19 protein-coding genes, 1 pseudogene and 2 riboswitches are annotated in these 18,849 nt (G+C 37.9%); of the genes and pseudogenes, 16 read left to right on the top strand and 4 right to left on the bottom strand.

The annotated features are described in order from the left end of the window. Nucleotides 1–145: 145 nt before the first annotated feature. The 3 genes from ACAN53_RS14355 to ACAN53_RS14345 form a co-directional block, all read right to left on the bottom strand. Nucleotides 146–1,393 carry a DUF4153 domain-containing protein gene (locus ACAN53_RS14355; protein WP_379970807.1) on the bottom strand — a complete coding sequence of 416 codons (1,248 nt, stop codon included), beginning with the start codon at nucleotides 1,391–1,393 and terminating at the stop codon, nucleotides 146–148. A 71-nt stretch (nucleotides 1,394–1,464) separates the two neighbouring features. Then, nucleotides 1,465–1,686, bottom strand: a complete 222-nt coding sequence (locus tag ACAN53_RS14350) for a helix-turn-helix domain-containing protein (protein WP_379970806.1) — start codon at nucleotides 1,684–1,686, stop codon at nucleotides 1,465–1,467. A gap of 10 nt (nucleotides 1,687–1,696) precedes the next feature. Further along, a complete protein-coding gene (locus ACAN53_RS14345; RefSeq protein ID WP_379970805.1) occupies nucleotides 1,697–2,176 on the bottom strand; it encodes a DUF2975 domain-containing protein in 480 nt (159 codons plus the stop codon). Between the two features lie 254 nt (nucleotides 2,177–2,430). After that, nucleotides 2,431–2,516: riboswitch (cyclic di-GMP riboswitch) on the top strand. A gap of 100 nt (nucleotides 2,517–2,616) precedes the next feature. Between ACAN53_RS14345 and ACAN53_RS14340 the strand changes: the two genes are divergently transcribed. The 16 genes and pseudogenes from ACAN53_RS14340 (at nucleotide 2,617) to ACAN53_RS14265 (ending at nucleotide 16,914) form a co-directional block, all read left to right on the top strand. Beyond that, entirely contained in the window at nucleotides 2,617–2,961 is a 345-nt protein-coding gene (locus ACAN53_RS14340; protein WP_379970804.1) for a DUF192 domain-containing protein, read from the top strand. A gap of 19 nt (nucleotides 2,962–2,980) precedes the next feature. Next, nucleotides 2,981–3,148, top strand: coding sequence for a Flp family type IVb pilin (locus tag ACAN53_RS14335; protein WP_379970802.1), 168 nt, complete (start codon nucleotides 2,981–2,983; stop codon nucleotides 3,146–3,148). A 118-nt stretch (nucleotides 3,149–3,266) separates the two neighbouring features. Continuing rightward, a complete protein-coding gene (locus ACAN53_RS14330; protein ID WP_379970800.1) occupies nucleotides 3,267–3,770 on the top strand; it encodes an A24 family peptidase in 504 nt (167 codons plus the stop codon). Then, entirely contained in the window at nucleotides 3,724–4,164 is a 441-nt protein-coding gene (locus tag ACAN53_RS14325) for a TadE/TadG family type IV pilus assembly protein (protein WP_379970881.1), read from the top strand. The genes ACAN53_RS14330 and ACAN53_RS14325 overlap by 47 nt, the downstream gene beginning before the upstream one ends. Nucleotides 4,165–4,183: 19 nt before the next feature. Continuing rightward, a complete protein-coding gene (locus ACAN53_RS14320) occupies nucleotides 4,184–5,128 on the top strand; it encodes a pilus assembly protein TadG-related protein (protein WP_379970799.1) in 945 nt (314 codons plus the stop codon). Between the two features lie 11 nt (nucleotides 5,129–5,139). Continuing rightward, nucleotides 5,140–5,811 (top strand): Flp pilus assembly protein CpaB, encoded by a 672-nt coding sequence (gene cpaB, locus ACAN53_RS14315; RefSeq protein ID WP_379970798.1) that lies wholly within the window; start codon nucleotides 5,140–5,142, stop codon nucleotides 5,809–5,811. After that, a complete protein-coding gene (locus ACAN53_RS14310) occupies nucleotides 5,812–6,642 on the top strand; it encodes an AAA family ATPase (protein WP_379970796.1) in 831 nt (276 codons plus the stop codon). Between the two features lie 323 nt (nucleotides 6,643–6,965). Then, entirely contained in the window at nucleotides 6,966–8,246 is a 1,281-nt protein-coding gene (locus ACAN53_RS14305; RefSeq protein ID WP_379970880.1) for a CpaF family protein, read from the top strand. Nucleotides 8,247–8,251: 5 nt separating this feature from the next. Next, complete coding sequence (locus ACAN53_RS14300; protein WP_379970795.1) at nucleotides 8,252–9,244, top strand: type II secretion system F family protein; 993 nt, start codon at nucleotides 8,252–8,254, stop codon at nucleotides 9,242–9,244. Between the two features lie 4 nt (nucleotides 9,245–9,248). After that, nucleotides 9,249–10,169, top strand: coding sequence for a type II secretion system F family protein (locus ACAN53_RS14295; protein ID WP_379970794.1), 921 nt, complete (start codon nucleotides 9,249–9,251; stop codon nucleotides 10,167–10,169). 182 nt (nucleotides 10,170–10,351) lie between these two features. Continuing rightward, nucleotides 10,352–10,423, top strand: a riboswitch (cyclic di-GMP riboswitch). A gap of 132 nt (nucleotides 10,424–10,555) precedes the next feature. Continuing rightward, nucleotides 10,556–11,176, top strand: coding sequence for a DUF3298 and DUF4163 domain-containing protein (locus ACAN53_RS14290; RefSeq protein ID WP_379970792.1), 621 nt, complete (start codon nucleotides 10,556–10,558; stop codon nucleotides 11,174–11,176). Between the two features lie 455 nt (nucleotides 11,177–11,631). After that, nucleotides 11,632–12,930: an Ig-like domain-containing protein gene (locus tag ACAN53_RS14285; RefSeq protein ID WP_379970791.1), complete on the top strand. Its 1,299-nt coding sequence runs from the start codon at nucleotides 11,632–11,634 to the stop codon at nucleotides 12,928–12,930. A 48-nt stretch (nucleotides 12,931–12,978) separates the two neighbouring features. After that, on the top strand, nucleotides 12,979–13,584 hold the full coding sequence (locus tag ACAN53_RS14280; protein WP_379970790.1) for a WxL domain-containing protein: 606 nt from the start codon (nucleotides 12,979–12,981) through the stop codon (nucleotides 13,582–13,584). A 139-nt stretch (nucleotides 13,585–13,723) separates the two neighbouring features. Continuing rightward, nucleotides 13,724–14,740 (top strand): DUF916 and DUF3324 domain-containing protein, encoded by a 1,017-nt coding sequence (locus ACAN53_RS14275; RefSeq protein WP_379970789.1) that lies wholly within the window; start codon nucleotides 13,724–13,726, stop codon nucleotides 14,738–14,740. Nucleotides 14,741–14,883: 143 nt separating this feature from the next. Next, nucleotides 14,884–15,150: pseudogene (locus ACAN53_RS14270) on the top strand (EamA family transporter); the annotation flags it as partial. A gap of 207 nt (nucleotides 15,151–15,357) precedes the next feature. Beyond that, the gene (locus ACAN53_RS14265) at nucleotides 15,358–16,914 is read left to right on the top strand and encodes an MFS transporter (protein ID WP_379970787.1); all 1,557 of its coding nucleotides are present in this window, start codon (nucleotides 15,358–15,360) and stop codon (nucleotides 16,912–16,914) included. 197 nt (nucleotides 16,915–17,111) lie between these two features. Here ACAN53_RS14265 and acsA read toward each other — a convergent pair whose 3' ends face one another. Further along, a complete protein-coding gene (acsA, locus tag ACAN53_RS14260) occupies nucleotides 17,112–18,833 on the bottom strand; it encodes an acetate--CoA ligase (protein WP_379970786.1) in 1,722 nt (573 codons plus the stop codon). Between the last annotated feature and the right edge of the window lie 16 nt (nucleotides 18,834–18,849).

Genomic DNA, 18,849 nt, shown 5'->3' with positions numbered 1-18,849 from the left:
CGGTGAACCGTACCATAAGTAAATGAGGTGTTAGTTACAAAAATATAATAAGCCAATATACCAAGTTATGTATAAAGCTTGGTATATTGGCTTGTTTAAATTACTGAGTAGGAGACTATGCTTTTGTTACATAAATAGAGCCTTTCTATTTAAAAATGAAAGGAAAGGTAAATGTAACGAAAGCTGCCCAAAGTCCGTAGACCGGTAAATACTTAGTGATGGCATCTTGGATGGCAAAAGGTCCAGTTTTGTTTTGGAGAAAGCGTAAATAGGAGAGCATGATCCAAATAAGATTTGCCCAGATAAGTATGTTTACACCTAAAACAGCAAGTCTGTTGGGCGTTATCCCATAAGAAGAAAGTCTGAACACTATGGCTGACAAAGCCACACTGTCAATAATAAGGGCAAGAACAATTAGGGTAAAGTTTATATAATCTGAAATGTTCTTTTCCTCGTCTGTGTCACTTTCAGTTATGGAAAATATGGTGATGGTCAATACACCAAGGAGTATTCCGTTGAAGGATATAAGGAAATTGCGGTCCAAGAATGGGTTTTTTCCGACCCAAATAATCGTTATAAGATAAACCAACAATGTAGCTAGGACAAGAGGACTAAAAATTTTTGCTAAATATGGTGTAATATTCTTAGCAAGTTTTAGATTGCTTGATACAAGGTGGGTAGCCACAACAGCGAGTCCGGCAGCACCAAATAAAATGACATTTCTAAAATAGAAGTCTTTTATATTCAAGCCAACAAAGCTAAATAACTGCATGGTCAATGCTGCTAGCAGCATTCCGCTAATTGCCATGCTGGCGTATAGTATGCAAAATTCCAAATTAAATTTAAGATAGGCTAATCTTGTGCTGCCTTTTGAATATTCATTTCCTGTAAATGCAAGCCCTGTCAATCCCCATAAGAATATGGGAAGGTGTAAATAAACAAGGATAATACTGTCTTTATTATTTAATGGTAGCATATTAAGATAAAACCCGGAGATTAGGAACAACACGAAAAGGGTATAAAGAACGTTTTTTGGGGGACGATTTTTGTATACAAAATAGGCTGCAATAAAGGGAAGAATACTGAAAGCAAGGTTAATTGGAGCAATTGCTTGCTGTTCGACAAAATGGAAAATGATCCTAGCGCTTATCCCGGATAGAATGGCTAAAATGCACATAAATATGAAACCATTCTGAAGCAAGGAAGGTTTTTTTGTAGTTGTCGTCTCCTTAAAATGCAATCTTTCATACCAAACGGAAAGAACCTGCGAATCAGGGTTTTGCTCCCAAGCTTGCGAGAATGAATTTTTAAAAGCTTTTGGGTCTTTTCTAAACATTCTCTCCAGCTCATGGGGGTTTACAATATTTTCAATAATCAAATTGTTCATGTTCAAATTTATACCTCCTCTAATCATTGTCCTATTAAGTTCTACTTTCCTTTACAATGTTTATTAACCAAACTTTATTACCTTTGATTGTCTTCGTCGCCTTTGTATTCCAAAATATCCCCAGGCTGACATTCTAAAGCCTTGCAAATTGCCTCTAAAGTGGTTAATCGAATCGCTTTTGCTTTACCATTTTTCAATATAGAAAGATTTGCCATTGTGATTCCAACCTTCTCTGAAAGTTCCGTTACGCTCATTTTCCTTTTAGCCAACATCACATCAATATTGATTATAATTGCCATTATTTTCACCTCATATCGTTAAATCATTTTCTGATTTTATATCAATGGCATTTTTTAATAGCTTTTGAAGAACAGCAGCAAAGACTGCAATCACCACTGAAGCAAAAGGAACAACCAATCCGATAAAAATGACACCCGGGGCATCATCTTTATCCGCAAAGAGATAGAAGAGCGGCAAGACTAGCACATGCAAGATGCTGATTGTGATGGCGCAGTGTTTTATTTTCTTTAAGGCTATAACAGATAATTCGGAAAAGGCTTTATTTTTGTCAATATAGAGCAAAAGTTTGAAAGCCTGATATAAAGCAAAGTAAAAAGGTATTGCTGATGCATCAAAAATGAAAGAAACCGGGTATTTTATATAATCAACCTCTGGAAGTAATTTTGCTGCAATAGTAGCTAACTCAGGTACCAAAAATATGCACAAAGCAAGAACTGGAAAACCCAAAAGAATAACAACTAACTTTAAAAATAGTGTTTCTGGTTTCATAAAAAGCACCTCACTTATGTATTTTTTCTTTTGATTTTAACAAGTTATTTATCGATTTACAATAAATTTTTATCGATTTTAAGAATAGATTTTATGGTAATGAAGGCCTAAGTAATTTTTATAAAATCAAAAAATAAGAAAATAAATAAGAAAACAAATATAAAAATTGTGTAAATGTGTAGACATGCTTATATATAATTCATATAATTTAATTAAATTAATAGATTATCGGTTTTGTTTAAAAAAATGCAAAATCTCGATAATGGCAAACCTGGTGAAAACCAGTGACGCAAAGCTATAGGGACTAAAGCGTAAATCGCAATGTCAGCCAGCTACCGAAAGATGGGCGCACGCAATATTTGTGTGGATTTAAGCATGTTTTTTCACCCCCGCTTCGGTAGATGGCGGGGTTGTTTTTATTTTAAGGAGGTGGTGGTAGTTTGCGATTGGTCAACCTAGAGAATGCTCAAAACATTGCCGAATCGATCGAATCTGCGAATACCTTTTTTAAAAGGTTAAAAGGTTTGATGTTTAGGCAGGAATTATCCTCGGGTTCCGGTCTTTATCTTTATCCTTGTAATGCAATCCATACGTTTTTTATGAAATTTCCAATTGATGTCCTGTATATCGACAAAGATTGGAGAATTGTTGGAATGGAAGAACATCTGCAGCCTGGAAAAATAGGAAAAAAGTTTTCAACGGCTACTTCAGTTATTGAATTAGAGAGTGGTAGCATCCGGTTAAACAGCATTCAAAGAGGACAAATCGTAAAACTACTAAAATAAAAGTAAGGGGGAAGTAAACATGATGAAAAAGTTAAAAGAGTTATTTTTAGAAGAAGAAGGACAAGGTATGACCGAGTATGGATTAATTTTAGGCTTGATTGCAGCGGGAGTAGTAACAGTATTACTCGTATTTGGTCCAAAAATTACTAAATTGTTTGAAAATGTAAATAGTCAAGTAAATCCTTAATGAATGTTTCTTTAATTGAAAAATAGTACCGAATTAGATAGATATGATAAAAGCTCTGCGACATGTTGTTGCAGAGCTATTTTAAAAAAGTCCATTTTTTAACATAGGAGATATGTATATGTTCCTTAATCTACTATTAATCATGACGCTTGTGATATCGGTGTATACAGATCTTAAAAGCAGAAAAATATACAATAGGGTTATTTACCCTGTCCTGCTAGTCGCTATTTTTACTCACCTCATTTTTAACGGTGTAGAAGGATTGTACGTTTCCCTTATTGGGTTTTTTACAGGGTTAGGATTATTGATCGTTCCTTTTTTTCTGGGCGGGATAGGAGCAGGAGATGTAAAACTTCTTGCATTAGTAGGGGCTTTTAAAGGATGGGTATTTGTAATTTATACCGGGATTTATATGGGAGTCATCGGAGGACTCATTGCGCTAATCATCATTGCAGTTGGAAAAGGGATGTTAAAAAAAGTTACGCTCTTTCTGTACGGGATAAAAAACAAGCAACAAATGTCGTACCTGTTTAATAGACAAGTCACATATCCTTACGGGGTGGCCATTGCAGCAGGTGCCATTTTCGCCTTTTTCCTCGAAGGGAGAGTGGTGTTATGGTAAAAAATTTGTAAAGCTTGCCAAGCAGGAGCATGGGCAGTCACTTGTGGAATTTGCACTTATTGTTCCCATCTTTTTACTAATGCTGGTTGGTATGATTAATCTTGGCTTTGTGCTCTTTACTTATTTGAGCTTAAACATGACTGCACAAGAAGCCTCCCGCCTGGCAGGCCTCGGCAAAACGGATGCCGACATCATTCAATATGTACAAAATCAATCGACAGTACGTCATCCGGCCAATATTAGAATTACTATTACTCCTGATCAAGCTTCACGTATATCCGGGAGCTATACGACAGTTACTTTATCTTATCCGATGGCTGACATCACGCCGGTATTTGACCAATTTCTATCTCCTTACAACCTTCAGACACAATCCACAATACGTGTAGATTAAAAATAAGGAGGAAAAGAAGATGGATCAAAGGGACTTAGCAACAATAAAAAAAGGAACCATTTCTTTATTGCGAAGTGAAAAAGGAAATATAATCGTCCTTTTTGCATTTTCGATGGTATTGATCTTTGGCATGGTTGGACTTGTTGTCGATATTGGTATGGTTTACAAGGAAAAGAGTGACTTGAAAAAAATAGCAACGACCGCTGCATTGTCCGGTGCCCAAGAGCTGCCTAATGGGGATCCTGCACGAGTACAAGATGTCGTAGGTACCATTCTATCGTCTTATCAAGAACAATCTAGCTTACAAAATCTCCAAATTACAATGGACCAGCAAGTTCGGGTTTCATTAAAAAAAGCAGTACCTTTACTATTTGCTAAAATTTTAGGCTTTAATAGCATGACGGTGCAAGAAAGTGCCACGGCAAAGCTTGATCCAATTGGTAGATTACTTGGTGTTATCCCTCTGGGTATTGACGAATCCACAGCAATTACATATGGTCAAACCGTTTCACTTAAAGTTGGTGCAGGAGATTCGTCGACCGGGAATTTTGGAATTTTAGCACTGGCAGGTCCTGGTGCGCGTACTTATGGAGATACATTAAAATACGGCTATGACAAGATTGTTTCAGTCGGTGATGTTGTGCCTACGCAAACAGGAAATATCGCAGGTGAAACACAGGATAGCGTCAATTATCGTATCAATAAATGCCCGAATCCCAGTGGGGATATTACGGTTCGAAATTGTGATCGAATCGTTCCTGTTATTGTCTATAAAACAAATAGTTCAAATGGTCAAGTAATAGATAGTATCACCGTAACCGGGTTTGCCTTTTTTTATTTACTAGATCCAATGAGCTCCAAGGATACATCTATTAATGGAGAATTTATTGAACGCGTCGATATCGGAACATATGAAGCTGGAAGTCTAAACAGAGGAGCATATATGGCCCGGCTAGTGGAATAGGAGAATGTTAGATGAAAAAAAAGACAATATTTTTGATTTCAATCGTCATGGCTGGGTTGGCAACACTTCTTTTTTATCAATATACGAATCAATTATCACAGCAGTCCGGCCAGATGAAATCTGTTGTCGCAGCAGCTGTACCTATTAAAAAGGATCAGCAAATTACAGCCAAAATGCTGAAGAAAATAAATATCCCTGCAAAGAGTGTTAATGCCGATGCAGTTCAGGACGCCTCAGGTATCATTGGACAATATTCAGCAGACGATATTGCAACAGATGAAGTGATTTTAAAACACCATCTTCAATCATTAGAGGCAGCCACTACAATAGCAGGGAAGCTTAAAAGCGATGATCGGGCAGTAACCATTCCAGGAGGGAAAATAGAAACAGTTGCAAATATGATTAAGCCTGAAGATACGATTGATATTGTTTATACAGGACCTTCCTTGGATGGAGATACTACAAAGCGTGCTGATACAATGGTTTTACAGGAAAATGTAAGGGTTTTGGCAGTTGGAAAACAAATGAAAACAACAGATGCATCCGTCGAGTATGATTCAATAACAGTTGAGGTTCAGCAGAAGGACGCAGTAAATTTGATTAAAGCTGCAAGAAAAGGGGTTCTTAATTATGTTTTACATAGCAAGATGAAAACTGCTGAAACAAAAGTGGAGGGGTCGTAAATGGTAGCTCCGGGTATACAGAAACAAAGCCGGAAAGGAAAAATGGTTGTCATTTGCAGTGCAAAAGGCGGAGTGGGTAAAACAACTTTAGCTGTTAATCTCGCGATTGCTTTATACAAAAAAAAGTTGCAGATTGCATTAATGGACGGTGACTTCCAATTCGGAGATGTAAATGTAGCCATGGATCTTGAATCTTCCTTTTCTATCAGTGATGTTGCTGAAAGGATGGAGATATTAGATTCGTTCAGTTTAAATAATTATATGTACAAACATACAAGTGGTGTCCGTGTTTTGTCAGCCCCGAAAAGACCGGAATTGGCTGATTTAATTACGCCGGAAATTATCGACAAAGTATCGCAATTCATTCTAGAGGATTATCACTATCTTATTGTCGATACTGGGGTCGGAATAAATGACCAAACGCTCACGTTAATCGAAAAAGCAGATGTAATCCTTCTCTTAACGACACTGGAACTAATTTCTATTAAAAACACGAAACGAATGCTGCAAATCCTTCAAACTTTGGAAATGCATGAAAAGGTTAAAGTCGTTTTAAATCGATCTACAATGGAAAGTGTCATTCAAGCAGACCAAGTACCGCAAATTTTACAAATTGAACATCTCTACTTTATTCCAAATAATTTTCAGGTAGCTTCAAAATCGTTAAATCTTGGAATTCCTTTTGTTATTAATCAACCAAGCTGTGATCTTTCCAAAGCAATATTTAAAGTTGCTGAGCATCTAGATTCGAATGAGCCAATGGCAATGCCAAAAAAAAAGACAATACTGGAAAAGATGCTATCAGCAAATAGGCAAAAAAGGAGAGAGTAGGAATGGGACTATTAGAAAAAATGAAAGCAAAAACTAATGGTTCTTCAGCGGTAGGAGAGCAAAGCAGCAGTACGCCGCACGAAAGAATAGAGGAAAAGCAGGATGGAATGGAGTCTTTTCCACAAAAGAAACATGCAGTCGATGAGGGAACTTCCCTAAGTAAGCGATCAGATAAGAATAAAAGTGGCTGTATTAGTGATACAAATCAATCGAAGCAGGAAAAGCAGCCTATATCCGAAAGACAAGGAATAAACGTAAAACTAGAAAAAGAGCAAAAAGAAAAGGCAACGGAAAAAACGTTAAAAACGAAGTTGAATAGTAGTATGCCTACTAGCAGTGCCCCAATAAATGAAAAGAACCAAAAGCTAAAAGAAGAATTACAGAAAAGGATTTTAGAAGGGTTCGAGTATGATAGCAAGGAGGAAATCAATTCTAAACTTGATGGAATGGCAATCGAAATTATTCAGGATGATGAAGCATTGCAAGGGAGTGTTGACCGCCGGCTGGTCATTAATGAGTTAGTAAATGATATTACGGGCTTTGGCCCAATTAATCCTTTGTTAGCAGATCCTGATGTGAGTGAAATCATGGTAAATGGTCCAACCCAAGTATACGCAGAACGAAAAGGAAAGCTAGAAATAACGGAAATCACATTTAGAGACAACGAGCATGTCATGAATATGATTGAAAAAATTGTTGCCCCGTTAGGCAGACGGATTGATGAGAGCAGCCCGATGGTTGATGCGCGCTTGCCAGATGGTTCACGGGTAAATGCTATAGTGCCCCCTCTAGCACTAAATGGTCCGACTGTAACCATTCGGAAATTTGCTAAAGATCCGTTTACAATATCGAATTTAATTCATTTTGGCACACTAACAGAAGAAATGTCAGCATTTATCGAGGCATGTGTCAAAGCAAGGTTAAACATATTTGTAAGCGGAGGTACCGGCTCCGGAAAAACAACAACATTAAATGTATTATCCTCCTTTATTCCAAATGACGAGCGGATCATAACAATAGAGGATGCAGCGGAATTACAGCTTAGCCAAGAACATGTCGTTTCACTTGAAACAAGACCTCCTAATATTGAAGGCAAAGGTGCCATTACTATACGCGATTTAGTTCGTAACTCATTACGGATGAGACCAGAGCGTATTGTTATTGGGGAGGTTCGGGGAGCAGAAGCATTGGATATGCTTCAGGCAATGAACACGGGTCATGATGGTTCTTTGGCTACCGGTCACTCTAATAGTCCACGTGATATGATCTCCCGATTAGAAACAATGGTGTTGATGGCAGGAGTGGACCTGCCCATTCGAGCGATTCGCGAACAAATCGCTGGGGCACTTGATCTGATTGTTCAACAATCTCGGTTAAAGGACGGTTCCCGTAAAATAACGAATATCACCGAGGTGCAGGGAATGGAGGGCGATATTATTGTTCTCCAGGACATTTTTGTTTTCGAGCAGAGGGGTCTGGATGAAGATGGGAAAATCATTGGGAAGCTTGTACCAACAGGAGTGCGCCCTGCTTTTTATGATCGGTTAGAAAATGCCGGAATCCATATACCTTCATCTGTTTTCTTTGAAAAAGAGGAGGGATGATTTGCGTGTTTACCATAAATATATACTATTTTCTATTATTTTCATTGCTTGTTTTCTTCCATTTTTTCTTCTTACTTCAGCTATTTGCACAAAAAAACAAACAATTGGAAAAACGTTTGCATTTTTATTTAATCGAGGATCCTCAACCAGAAAAACTAGACGTGAAGCAAGGGAAAAAGCAGAAAATCATTAGCATAAAGAACATGATAAAAATGTACAACAATCGAATGAAAAAGCTAATGAATAAAAGGAAAACCAATGTAAAAGTAGAGCAGCTGCTCGAAAGTGCCGGGGCTAGTTGGTCGTCAGGGGAATATGTAGTATTTCGTTGGCTTTTTGGAATCATTTTCGGCGGAATTCTTTATTTAATCACGGGCCAGCTATTGGTTGTAGCGATTGGGTTTACTGCAGGGTTCTTGTATCCAAAGTTATTATTGAGTTTTAAAAGAAACAAACGGATTCGTAAATTTAATGATCAGCTGCAGGATATGATTACAACGATTATTAGTTCGATGCGAGCAGGTTATAGTTTTAATCAAGCATTAAAATCTGTAGCAGAGGAATCTTCTTATCCGATGAATAAAGAAATGGAAATCGTACTTAAAGAAATGCAATATGGAATTGGTATGGAAGATACTCTTCATCATTTATATGAAAGAGTGCCCAGCAAGGATCTGGATATAATGATCCAGGCAATTTTGATACAAAGACAGGTTGGCGGGAATTTGGCAACCGTTTTGAGCATTATAGTTGATACGATTCGAGAAAGACAAAAAATCCAAGCTCAAATTAAGACACTCACTGCTCAAGGTAGGATGTCGGGGGTTGTGATTGGAATCCTTCCATTTGCCTTAGGTACATTATTATATATGATCCAGCCTTCTTATATCGGACTATTTTTTACAGATAAGATTGGCATCGTGCTATTGTCTGCTGCACTTGGATCGGGTATATTAGGATTTTTGCTGATTCAAAAGATTATTAAAATAGAGGTGTAGTAATATGCTATATACAGCCTTTTTTTTCGCCATTTTCTTCTTTGTATTTGGAGTGCTGTTCATTCCAATGGACAAAAAGAATCAAGTAAAGCATCGAATGGAGCATTTACTAGGTGAGAATGAAACAAATCATGCAGATCTCGAAGAGAAAAGGAATAAGGAATCCTTTCGACACCGTGTTTTCTTGCCTCTCTGGATGGAAGCAAAAAAAAGTTTGTCCAAACGATTGCCAAGCAAACAAGCAGAAAAGCTGGATAAGCAATTAGTTCAAGCAGGTAATCCTTTTCACATGAAATCAGCCGATTATCGAATGGTTCAGTTGGCTTTTCTGATTGGAATGCCTCTTGTACTCCTTTTTTATGGATTATTACTAGGCTTTCAAGGTACGTCATTAATTATTTTTCCATTCATAGGATCAGTGATTGGTATTGTTTTACCGCGCTATTACATAAAAATGAAAATGGTAGAGCGTAAAAAACGTGCGTCGAAGGAATTACCGGATTTCGTTGATTTATTATCGGTAAGTCTTGAAGCAGGCTTAGGTTTTGATTCTGCGCTAAGTAAAGTAATCGGAAAACAAGATGGTGTACTCGCCAAGGAATTCCGTCGCTGCCTTGAGGAATTGCGGCTGGGCCTAACCCGCAAAGAAGCATTAATGGGCGTACGAGATCGTTTGGATGTAGAGGAAGTTTCCTCCTTTATCAATAGTGTATTGCGAGCGGAGAAGCTAGGTGTCGGAATGGTGCAGGTGCTTCGCATTCTTACTGTGGATGTCAGGGACCGCAGACGTCAAAAAGCAGAAGAAACTGCCATGAAGGCTCCTATCAAAATCTTGTTCCCTTTAGTGTTTTTTATCTTTCCGAGTCTCTTTATTGTTATCCTTGGTCCAGTTGCTATCCAGCTTATTCATCAATTTAATAAGTAGGAAAATTTTCTCTAATTAATATAAATAGATTTTTAGGGTGCGGGGGAGTGTTCTTGCATCCATTTTTTAGATACGAGAAATGACCGACAAATTACTGACGGTGCATGGTACGTAATGAAAAAAAATAATGTTCCTGCCCCTATTCTTCAAAAATACATGTAAGTATGAGTGAATTTTATGCCAAATGAAAAAGGTAAAACCATTGAAAGATGGTGACGCAAAGCTGCGAGCCTAAAGAACTGGCAGCCTTCATAAAATGGAGGCCACCGTTTTCGTTTAAATAGCTTATTGGTCCTTCCTATGGATTACTCCACGCTTTTGCCCTTGGCATACACCTACCTCTTTCAAGAATACAATGAGTATAAAATATTAAAGGATGGTTAAGTATGTCTAATTCATTCTCCGTAAGTATTAAGACGGTTAAAATCAGCAACGGACCGAATAAAACAGTCTTTTATCCCCAAGTAATTGGTATGCAGAATCAGGAATTGGAAAAATCAATGAATCAGACGATTGCCTGCCAAACCCAGCAACTCATCAATCAACAAATTGGGAATATGAAGGAAACAGTGGAGGAAATGATAGGGTTATATGAAATCAAAAACGACCAACGCCAGGTAGTAAGCCTATTACTCTCCAATTATACGTATCACCACCATGCTGCCCATGGTATGACGTATATAAAGTCTTTAACATTTGACCTAAAAAAGGGTAAGGTTTGTGAACTGAAAGACTTGTTTAAGCTTGGAAGTGATTATGTCAAAAGACTTTCACTCTCAATTCATACGCAAATCAAACAACGTGATATCCAGCTTCTCAATAGTTTCACAGCCATTCGGACCAATCAAGAATTTTACATTGCAGACAAAGTGCTTGTTATCTATTTTCAACTATATGAAATTACTCCATATGTCTTTGGTTTCCCAATGTTTCCAATCTCGGTATTTGATATACAAGACATCATTGACGAGGATAGCCCCCTCGGACGAATGGCTATTAATCATTAACCATCCTTCTCTCATGCCGGCTAAAGGTAGTTACAATCCAAAAGTAACAGAAGACTATGATACTCGGCATTTGATGAACGAATATTCTTAGATTAAAAAGCCCTATGAAGTGGAATTTTCCGTCTAGGCCTTTCTTTTTGAGAGGAAAGCCACCTCTGTATAAAAAATAGGAATTATATGTAAAATGCAGTACAAGTATGCCCTACCTTCTTTCGAGAAGCTAGGGTTATTTCCTTTTAGAATAAGTACCAGAGTCTTTAAGTAGAAAAAGAAATATAGTAAGAAGTCAAAATTCTGCAAATATTGTCGAAAATATGAATGAATCTCTAAAATAATATTAAAAATATTATGACAGTTTCAGTCGTAATATTACAAAAATATTAAAAAGGTGTAAAGTTAATATGTAGATTGTTAGTACTTAATAATCTAATCTGCTTTATAAAGGAGGGGTGTAGTTGCATACACTTTACTTTATAAAAAAAGCGATACAACTCTTACTTATGATTGCGTTTGTAATTATCATTGTTCTCACGCCTGCAATGGTATTAAATACCCCGAAATTAGATGGGACAATATTTCCAATTATGGGATATCAACGAGCTTTGGCGGTTGCTAATGTTGGAATTTTAGAAAACCAAACTTTGAATGGTTCCTATAATTCTAGTACTGGAAATCTTTCTTTGGTAATCACCGGAAGCCCACTACTAAATTTAGGCGTACTTAACACGGAAAGATTTGTTTATCAACTGCCGCAAGAATTGAGATTTATTTTGGATGATCCTCGTTTTAAACAAAATGCATGGATTGATTTTGAAGAGACATGGCTTTTAGGTTCAACTAACGATACTATTGATGGCAGTTTATTGACACTAAATGCTGTCGATGGAACTGTAACCGGTGTACGAAATGCTGGGCTCAATCTTTCCCTTGGCGCAACAGTTACTGTTACGCTGACGATTAAGCTAAGCGCTTTAGACGTTGCTAAATTACCACCAAGTCCTGATGGAAAACTGGAGTTTTATGGATTAGCAGCGAAGGATGCACTTATTGATTTAACTGTATTAGCAAGTGAAGGTTCTCTCTATACAATGGGAACGGATGTATTACCACCACCTCCAACAATTAATACCGTGAGTGACGTTGATACAGTGGTATCAGGGACAGGGGAAGCAGGAGCAACAGTAAATATAATCACTCCGGGTGGGAACTATCAAGGGCTAGTAGATGCAGGAGGATCCTACAGTATTACAATTCCAGCACAAGATGCGGGGACAACGATTACGGCAACACAGACTGTAGCAGGAATTGAAAGTGGAAAAGCTTCAATAACTGTAATTGGAGTAATTCTTGAATTTACGGTTCCAAGTGAAATACGATTTCAAAATACAACAATAAAACCGCAGGAAGTTACAATTTTGAGGGAAATATCCAATTGGTCGATTGTTGTTCGAGATACACGAGGACAAGGGTCTAAATGGGTCATAAAAGCGAAAGAAACGCAACCTTTGACGTCAAATAATGGGTATACACTTGACCCCAATGCTCTTGTGTATGTAATCAGTAACAATGTTAATTATTTAAAAGATCAGGTACTTATTTATGAAGGAACTACTGGAGTAGGACAAGACACAACAGTCCAGTGGGGAGAAAATGAAGGAATATTAATTAAAATGTCTTCTGCGGGTCTTTTCGATGCTCGGACAGATGGTGCGTATTCTACCACTATTAATTGGACTTTAGAAAATGCACCATAACACTAAGAAATAATGATTGCTTTTTCATAAAAAGAGGAGGGAGTTTTTATGAAATTATCAAGATCGATATTTATAGCAGCAATACCAATTCTATTCTTACCCATCTACACACAAGGAGCTTTAGCAGCAACAACATCTGCAGCGACAGTCCAATTTAATGCAGATCCTGTCGGTGCACTAAGCCTTGACTCTGTTTCAGATTTAGGTTTCGGCGCACAGGATTCATCTTTAACTGATAAAATTTACGAATCTACAAATCTTACCCCCGGGGTTCAAGTAACTGACGAGCGTAGCATTAACAATGCCACTGGATGGCATGTAACAGTAAGTGCTAGTCCATTTACTAGTACACCCTCTGCCAGTACATTGAACGGGGCAACCATAAATTTCAGTAATGGAGACTCTACTTCAAGCCTCAATTATATTAAACCAACAACAGCCCCTTTTGTATTAACAACAGATGGGGTCACTGGAACTGTTACGGTTGTTTCGGCACAAACAGGCGAGGGCCGTGGTACATGGAACACAAGTTGGCTACCAACTCAAGGCACCCCCGTTACGAATGATAGCGTTACCTTACATGTTCCAGGGGGTATTATGGTACCCGAAGCATATACTTCAACATTGACATGGACACTATTAGACACCCCATGAGGAAAATTTGCGTAAATAAGTCTCGAATAATAAGGTCTATCCTATTATTTGAGACTTATTCATGTAGGAATGAACACTCTATCTGTTAGGGCTTTTCTGTCCTCTGTGATAAATTAGCACGATTGTGAGGTACAATGCGATGAAACTATTTAAAAATATGACGTATATTTTGGCAATCATCATATTCGTTATTTTGGACATACCAATGGCAGTAGTGAATGCAGAGGATGTTGGTTATTCAGTTCGAGCAATTATACCTGAAAATCAGGTTGATAAGAATCAGACCTATTTTGATTTATTAATGAAGCCTAAGCAAAAACAAGTGATTCAAGTTGAAATTTATAATAAAGGAAATGAGGATATTGATATTGATATCCATATTACAAATCCAAATACGAATAGAAATGGATTAATTGATTATACGAATATCGAAACAAATGTCGACGAAAGTCTAAAGATTCCCATTACAAAAGTTGCTTCTATTGAAAAAATGACGGTTAGAGTACCTGCAAAAAAATCTCAAATTGTACCGATTCAACTTGAAATGCCAGAAGCGGAATTTGACGGTATTATTCTTGGTGGGATTTATTTTGAGAAGCATGCAGGTGCCGAGCAAGCGACAAAAGGACAAATTTCTAATAAGTTTGCATACGTAATAGGCTTGAAATTGATTGAAACGAATATAGATGTAAACCCAAATCTTCAATTGAAATCAGTAAAACCAGGTTTGGTTAATTATCATACTGCCATTATTGCAAATATACAAAATAGCGCACCGGTTATTGTCGATCATCTCACTTTAAAGGCAAACGTTTTTAACTCGAATGGTAAAGAGGTAAATCAAGTTAATGTAAAAGACTATAAAATGGCACCAAACTCTAATATGGATTTTGCTATTGACTGGAAAAACAAGGAGCTAAGTCCAGGAAAATATACGTTAAAATTATATGCCGATACAGGTAAACAGAACTGGAATTGGGAGAAAGAGTTTGTGATTCCCGCTAAAGACGCGAAGGATCTTAATAAAGCAGCTGTTGACATCAAAAAAGACTATACATGGTATTTTATTATTGGTCTTTCAATCATTATTTTGATTTTAATCTATATCATTTACCGTTTGATAAGAAAGAACAAACAGCAAGATTTGAAGAGATAATAAACAAAATGGAAGAATATACAATTACAATCCAAACGCCGATTTTTCCTTAATACGGGAAGAATCGGCGTTTTTAATGAAGCTATCAAATTGAATTTGTTCATCTACTATGATTCATTATAGGTTTACGTTGTGCAGGCTGTGCAGTTGGGTTTATCGTGCAAACCACTGCACAAAAGTATACGACACCAACTCATATAGGTCTGATTTTTTCATTAGAACCTGTTTTTGCAGCATTATTTGCATTTGCATTTGCGGGTGAACTATTCAGTGTGAAGGGATACATAGGCGCCAGCATGGTTTTATTAGGCGTAATAACGGCTGAGATCGATGTTAAAAGTTTACTGATGAAAGGGAATGCAGCAAAACGAATCAAGTTTATAGCTAGACAAGAAGAGAGAAAAGCTTAACAATTGCAGGAATTATACGAAAGCAGGAATTCAGAAAAGTCGTTAGCAATGCAGTGTAAAATACACGATAATGGATTTTCTATTACAAAGAAAGTAATAAGAAGTAAATTATTGACAAATAGCTATCTTTCAAAGTACTGTTTTATTAGCTAGTAGCACTTCTCGTTTTACTGATGACTAAATCCAAATATTGAGGAGTTGTTTTGTGTGACCGCTAACGAAAACAGTAAGATGACTTTAGTCATCGTGGCGATGGCTTTAGGTTTGTTTATGTCTTCCCTAGATAACACCATCGTATCTGCTAGCATTAACCAGGTTATTAAAGATATCGGCGGATTTGACAAGATGAGCTGGGTATTTACAGCATACATGCTTGCAACTACTAGCACAATGCTGATTTTTGGTAAAATGAGCGACTTGTTCGGACGCAAGCTGTTTTATTTGATAGGGGTCGGCTTGTTTTTGCTCGGTTCGTCCCTCTGCGGAACGGCACAGACGATTGATCAGTTGATTGTGTACCGAGTGATTCAAGGGGTAGGATCTGGAGCACTATTCCCGATTTCATTTACAATCATTTATGCTGTTTCCACAGACCCTAAACAAGCCGCAAAGATGTCTGGGGTATTTGCGGGTATTTTCGGGATTTCCTCGGTCTTAGGGCCTCAAATTGGAACGTGGATTTCGGAAACCGCTTGGCTCGGCTGGAGATGGTGTTTCTATGTCAATCTTCCATTTGGAATTTTATCATTCCTTGTCCTGATGTTCTCATTGAAAGAGTCTCGTTCTGAAACGAAACCTAAGGTTGATTATCTTGGTACGCTTCTTTTGATTCTTTCTACCGTTTCCTTGCTACTTGCTCTTGAGTGGGGTGGAAAGGATTACCCCTGGAGTTCGACTGAAATTATAGGCTTGTTTTTGTTCTCAGGGATATGCATTGCGTCCTTCTTATTTGTTGAGTCAAAAGCGAAGGAACCTGTTCTTCCACTAGGCATTTTTAAGAACAAAATTGTATCAGGAACAAGTTTCGTCGTGTTTTGCCAAGGGGCAATTATGTTCTCCGCAATCACGTATCTCCCAATTCTGTCTGTAGCAGTAATGGGGAATGCGAACTCTAACAGTGTACTAACACCTCTTATGTTCCCTATTATGATTGGAGCTATTTTAGGAGGGTTTGTGTCTACTAAGGTTTCATTCAGAACCATAATGGCTTTCTCGATGGGAATGGGAGTAGTTGCAGCTTACATGTTAAGCACAATCACTCATAACACGAATAATTTTATCGTGACGGTCGTTATGGTCGTTCTTGGCTTGTTCGTGCTCGGACCGCTTATGAGTGTATCCCAAAATGCAATGGCCCAATCTGTAGATTCGAAATATATAGGGATTGCCTCTTCTGTTGTTGGCTTCTGGCGCAGTATTGGAGGGGTTATGGGGGCAGCCATTACAGCAACGATTGTTAATAGTAATCTGAAGGACAAAATGACAGAATTTATTAAGGTCTCTCATCTACCCCAAGATCAAGTAGCTCAAATGGCAAAGCCAGAAGTATTGATGCAGGCGAAAGACAAACTTCCTCCTGTAGTCTTGGAATTTATACGTAATGCAATGGAATCAGCTCTGCACAATGGATTTATGGTAGGATTGATTGCCTGCTTATTGGGTCTACTTGTTTCACTATTCATTGGCGCCAAGGGTTACCAAGCTCGTAAACTTGAAGAAATAACGGAACCGGTAAAGGGGATACAGTCAGAGCAATCTGTATAGCAGAAAGCCAACAAATAATGGAACACTTACCTAATCCAATTATCGATGAACGCTAGCAATCCACGTAATGGAAAACAGTGCCAAACGTCGTTCTCCATTACGTGGGTCTGCAAGTTTTTATAAAAGTTAAACAAATATAGAATTCTTTAAGTCCCCATTTTCTAGTCTCGGGCCCTTGACCTTTTAAAATAGGAGAATCAATCTTCCATAGTAGATAAATCACCTGTTGGAAGTCCAAGCTCCCATGCTTTTAGAACGCGGCGCATGATTTTTCCTGATCGTGTCTTTGGGATCGTCTTACGTACTTCAAAGATACGAGGTGCTGCGTGAGCAGCAAGCTTTGTTTTTACGAAATTCCGGATATCTTCTAATAATTCTGGGCTTTCCGTATAGCCATCATGTAAAGTAATGAAGGCTTTGATTACTTCACCACGCACAGGGTCAGGTACACCGATAACACCGGCCTCTACAATGGCAGGATGCTCAACAAGCTTGCTTTCTACTTCAAACGGGCCAACGCGTTCTCCGGACGTGTTAATAACATCATCTACCCGTCCCTCGAACCAAAAGTATCCGTCCTCATCCTTATAAGCGGAGTCGCCTGTTACAAACCATCCATGTAAGAAGTATTGTTCATAACGTGCCGGATTGTTCCAAATTGTTCGAACCATCGCAGGCCATTTTGGTTTAATAGCAAGATTCCCCATATGGTTAGGTGGAAGCTCATTTCCGTTATTATCAATAACACTAACCTCAATTCCCGGTAACGGTTTTCCCATTGATCCTGGACGTATTGGATTACAACGGAAATTCGCACAAATCGAAGATCCTGTTTCTGTCATCCACCAATTATCATGAATACGTAAATGTAATGTTTCAAGTCCCCAACGGATTACTTCCGGATTTAATGGTTCACCAGCTGATAAAATGTGACGAAGGCTGGATAAATCATATTTGCTAGGAAGTTCATTTCCATTTCTCATAAGTAAACGGAAAGCGGTCGGTGCACTAAACCATACCGTTACTTTATATTTCTCTATCGTAGCAAACCATTCATCCGCGTCAAATCGTCCGCCACGTAGTACATTTGTTACCCCATTTAACCAAGGAGACCACATTCCGGCTGATGTACCAGTAACCCAACCAGGGTCTGCTGTACACCAATATACATCGTCTTCTTTCAAATCATATACCCATTTACCCGCTACATACTGATGAATCATAGCATCATGAACTTGCAACACGCCTTTAGGTTTTCCTGTAGAACCGGAAGTATAGATCAGCAACATGCCATCCTCACGGTCAACCCATTCGATTACATATTCATCGGAACTTTTTAATAGATCTTGGTATAAAAGTTGATAATCTGCTGTTGTTTCATCGGCTCCAACCAAAATGACATGTTGTAAATCTGGTAAATCCTGAACGGGAATTCTCCTTAAAAGTTCAGGTGTGGTAACAACTGCCTTTGCTCCGCTATCTAGTAATCTATCTTTAATTGCTTCTTCCATAAATGCTTCGAACATTGGCCCTGCAATGGCCCCAATTCTTAAGATACCTAACATTGCAATATATAATTCGGGACTACGTGGCATGAAAATAAAGACCCGATCGCCTTTTTCAACTCCATTTGAGCGAAGTCCATTGGCAAATTGGCAGGATAATGTTCGTAAATCAGAAAATGTATATTCTTCATTACGATGACTGTCACAATAGATAAATGCTTTTTTATCTCCTTTTCCTTCATCGACATGACGATCAATCGCTTCATATACCATGTTAACATTTCCTGTTTTTGACCAAGTAAACTGCTGTTCAATCTGTTTCCAATCCATTTCTTTTACAGTTTCATCATAATTTTTAAGATTTGCATTTGTATCAATTGTTTCTACATCGACTACCTTTAAGATCTCCTTCATTAAATAGCCCCCTAAC

Origin of the sequence: Ectobacillus soli, from assembly GCF_042610425.1 — a bacterium.
GTDB lineage: Bacteria > Bacillota > Bacilli > Bacillales > Bacillaceae_G > Ectobacillus.
Note: the sequence above shows the minus strand (reverse complement) of the source record. Positions and strands in the feature narration are given on the sequence as shown.

Excerpts from the sequence above, each read along its gene's own strand:
- ACAN53_RS14335 (WP_379970802.1), top strand. The coding sequence starts at position 2,981 with ATGATGAAAAAGTTAAAAGAGTTATTTTTAGAAGAAGAAGGACAAGGT.
- ACAN53_RS14280 (WP_379970790.1), top strand. The coding sequence starts at position 12,979 with ATGAAATTATCAAGATCGATATTTATAGCAGCAATACCAATTCTATTC.
- ACAN53_RS14275 (WP_379970789.1), top strand. The coding sequence starts at position 13,724 with ATGAAACTATTTAAAAATATGACGTATATTTTGGCAATCATCATATTC.
- ACAN53_RS14295 (WP_379970794.1), top strand. The coding sequence starts at position 9,249 with ATGCTATATACAGCCTTTTTTTTCGCCATTTTCTTCTTTGTATTTGGA.
- ACAN53_RS14350 (WP_379970806.1), bottom strand. The coding sequence starts at position 1,686 with ATGGCAATTATAATCAATATTGATGTGATGTTGGCTAAAAGGAAAATG.
- ACAN53_RS14310 (WP_379970796.1), top strand. The coding sequence starts at position 5,812 with ATGGTAGCTCCGGGTATACAGAAACAAAGCCGGAAAGGAAAAATGGTT.
- cpaB (WP_379970798.1), top strand. The coding sequence starts at position 5,140 with ATGAAAAAAAAGACAATATTTTTGATTTCAATCGTCATGGCTGGGTTG.
- ACAN53_RS14320 (WP_379970799.1), top strand. The coding sequence starts at position 4,184 with ATGGATCAAAGGGACTTAGCAACAATAAAAAAAGGAACCATTTCTTTA.
- ACAN53_RS14290 (WP_379970792.1), top strand. The coding sequence starts at position 10,556 with ATGTCTAATTCATTCTCCGTAAGTATTAAGACGGTTAAAATCAGCAAC.
- ACAN53_RS14330 (WP_379970800.1), top strand. The coding sequence starts at position 3,267 with ATGTTCCTTAATCTACTATTAATCATGACGCTTGTGATATCGGTGTAT.
- ACAN53_RS14305 (WP_379970880.1), top strand. The coding sequence starts at position 6,966 with ATGCCTACTAGCAGTGCCCCAATAAATGAAAAGAACCAAAAGCTAAAA.
- ACAN53_RS14345 (WP_379970805.1), bottom strand. The coding sequence starts at position 2,176 with ATGAAACCAGAAACACTATTTTTAAAGTTAGTTGTTATTCTTTTGGGT.
- acsA (WP_379970786.1), bottom strand. The coding sequence starts at position 18,833 with ATGAAGGAGATCTTAAAGGTAGTCGATGTAGAAACAATTGATACAAAT.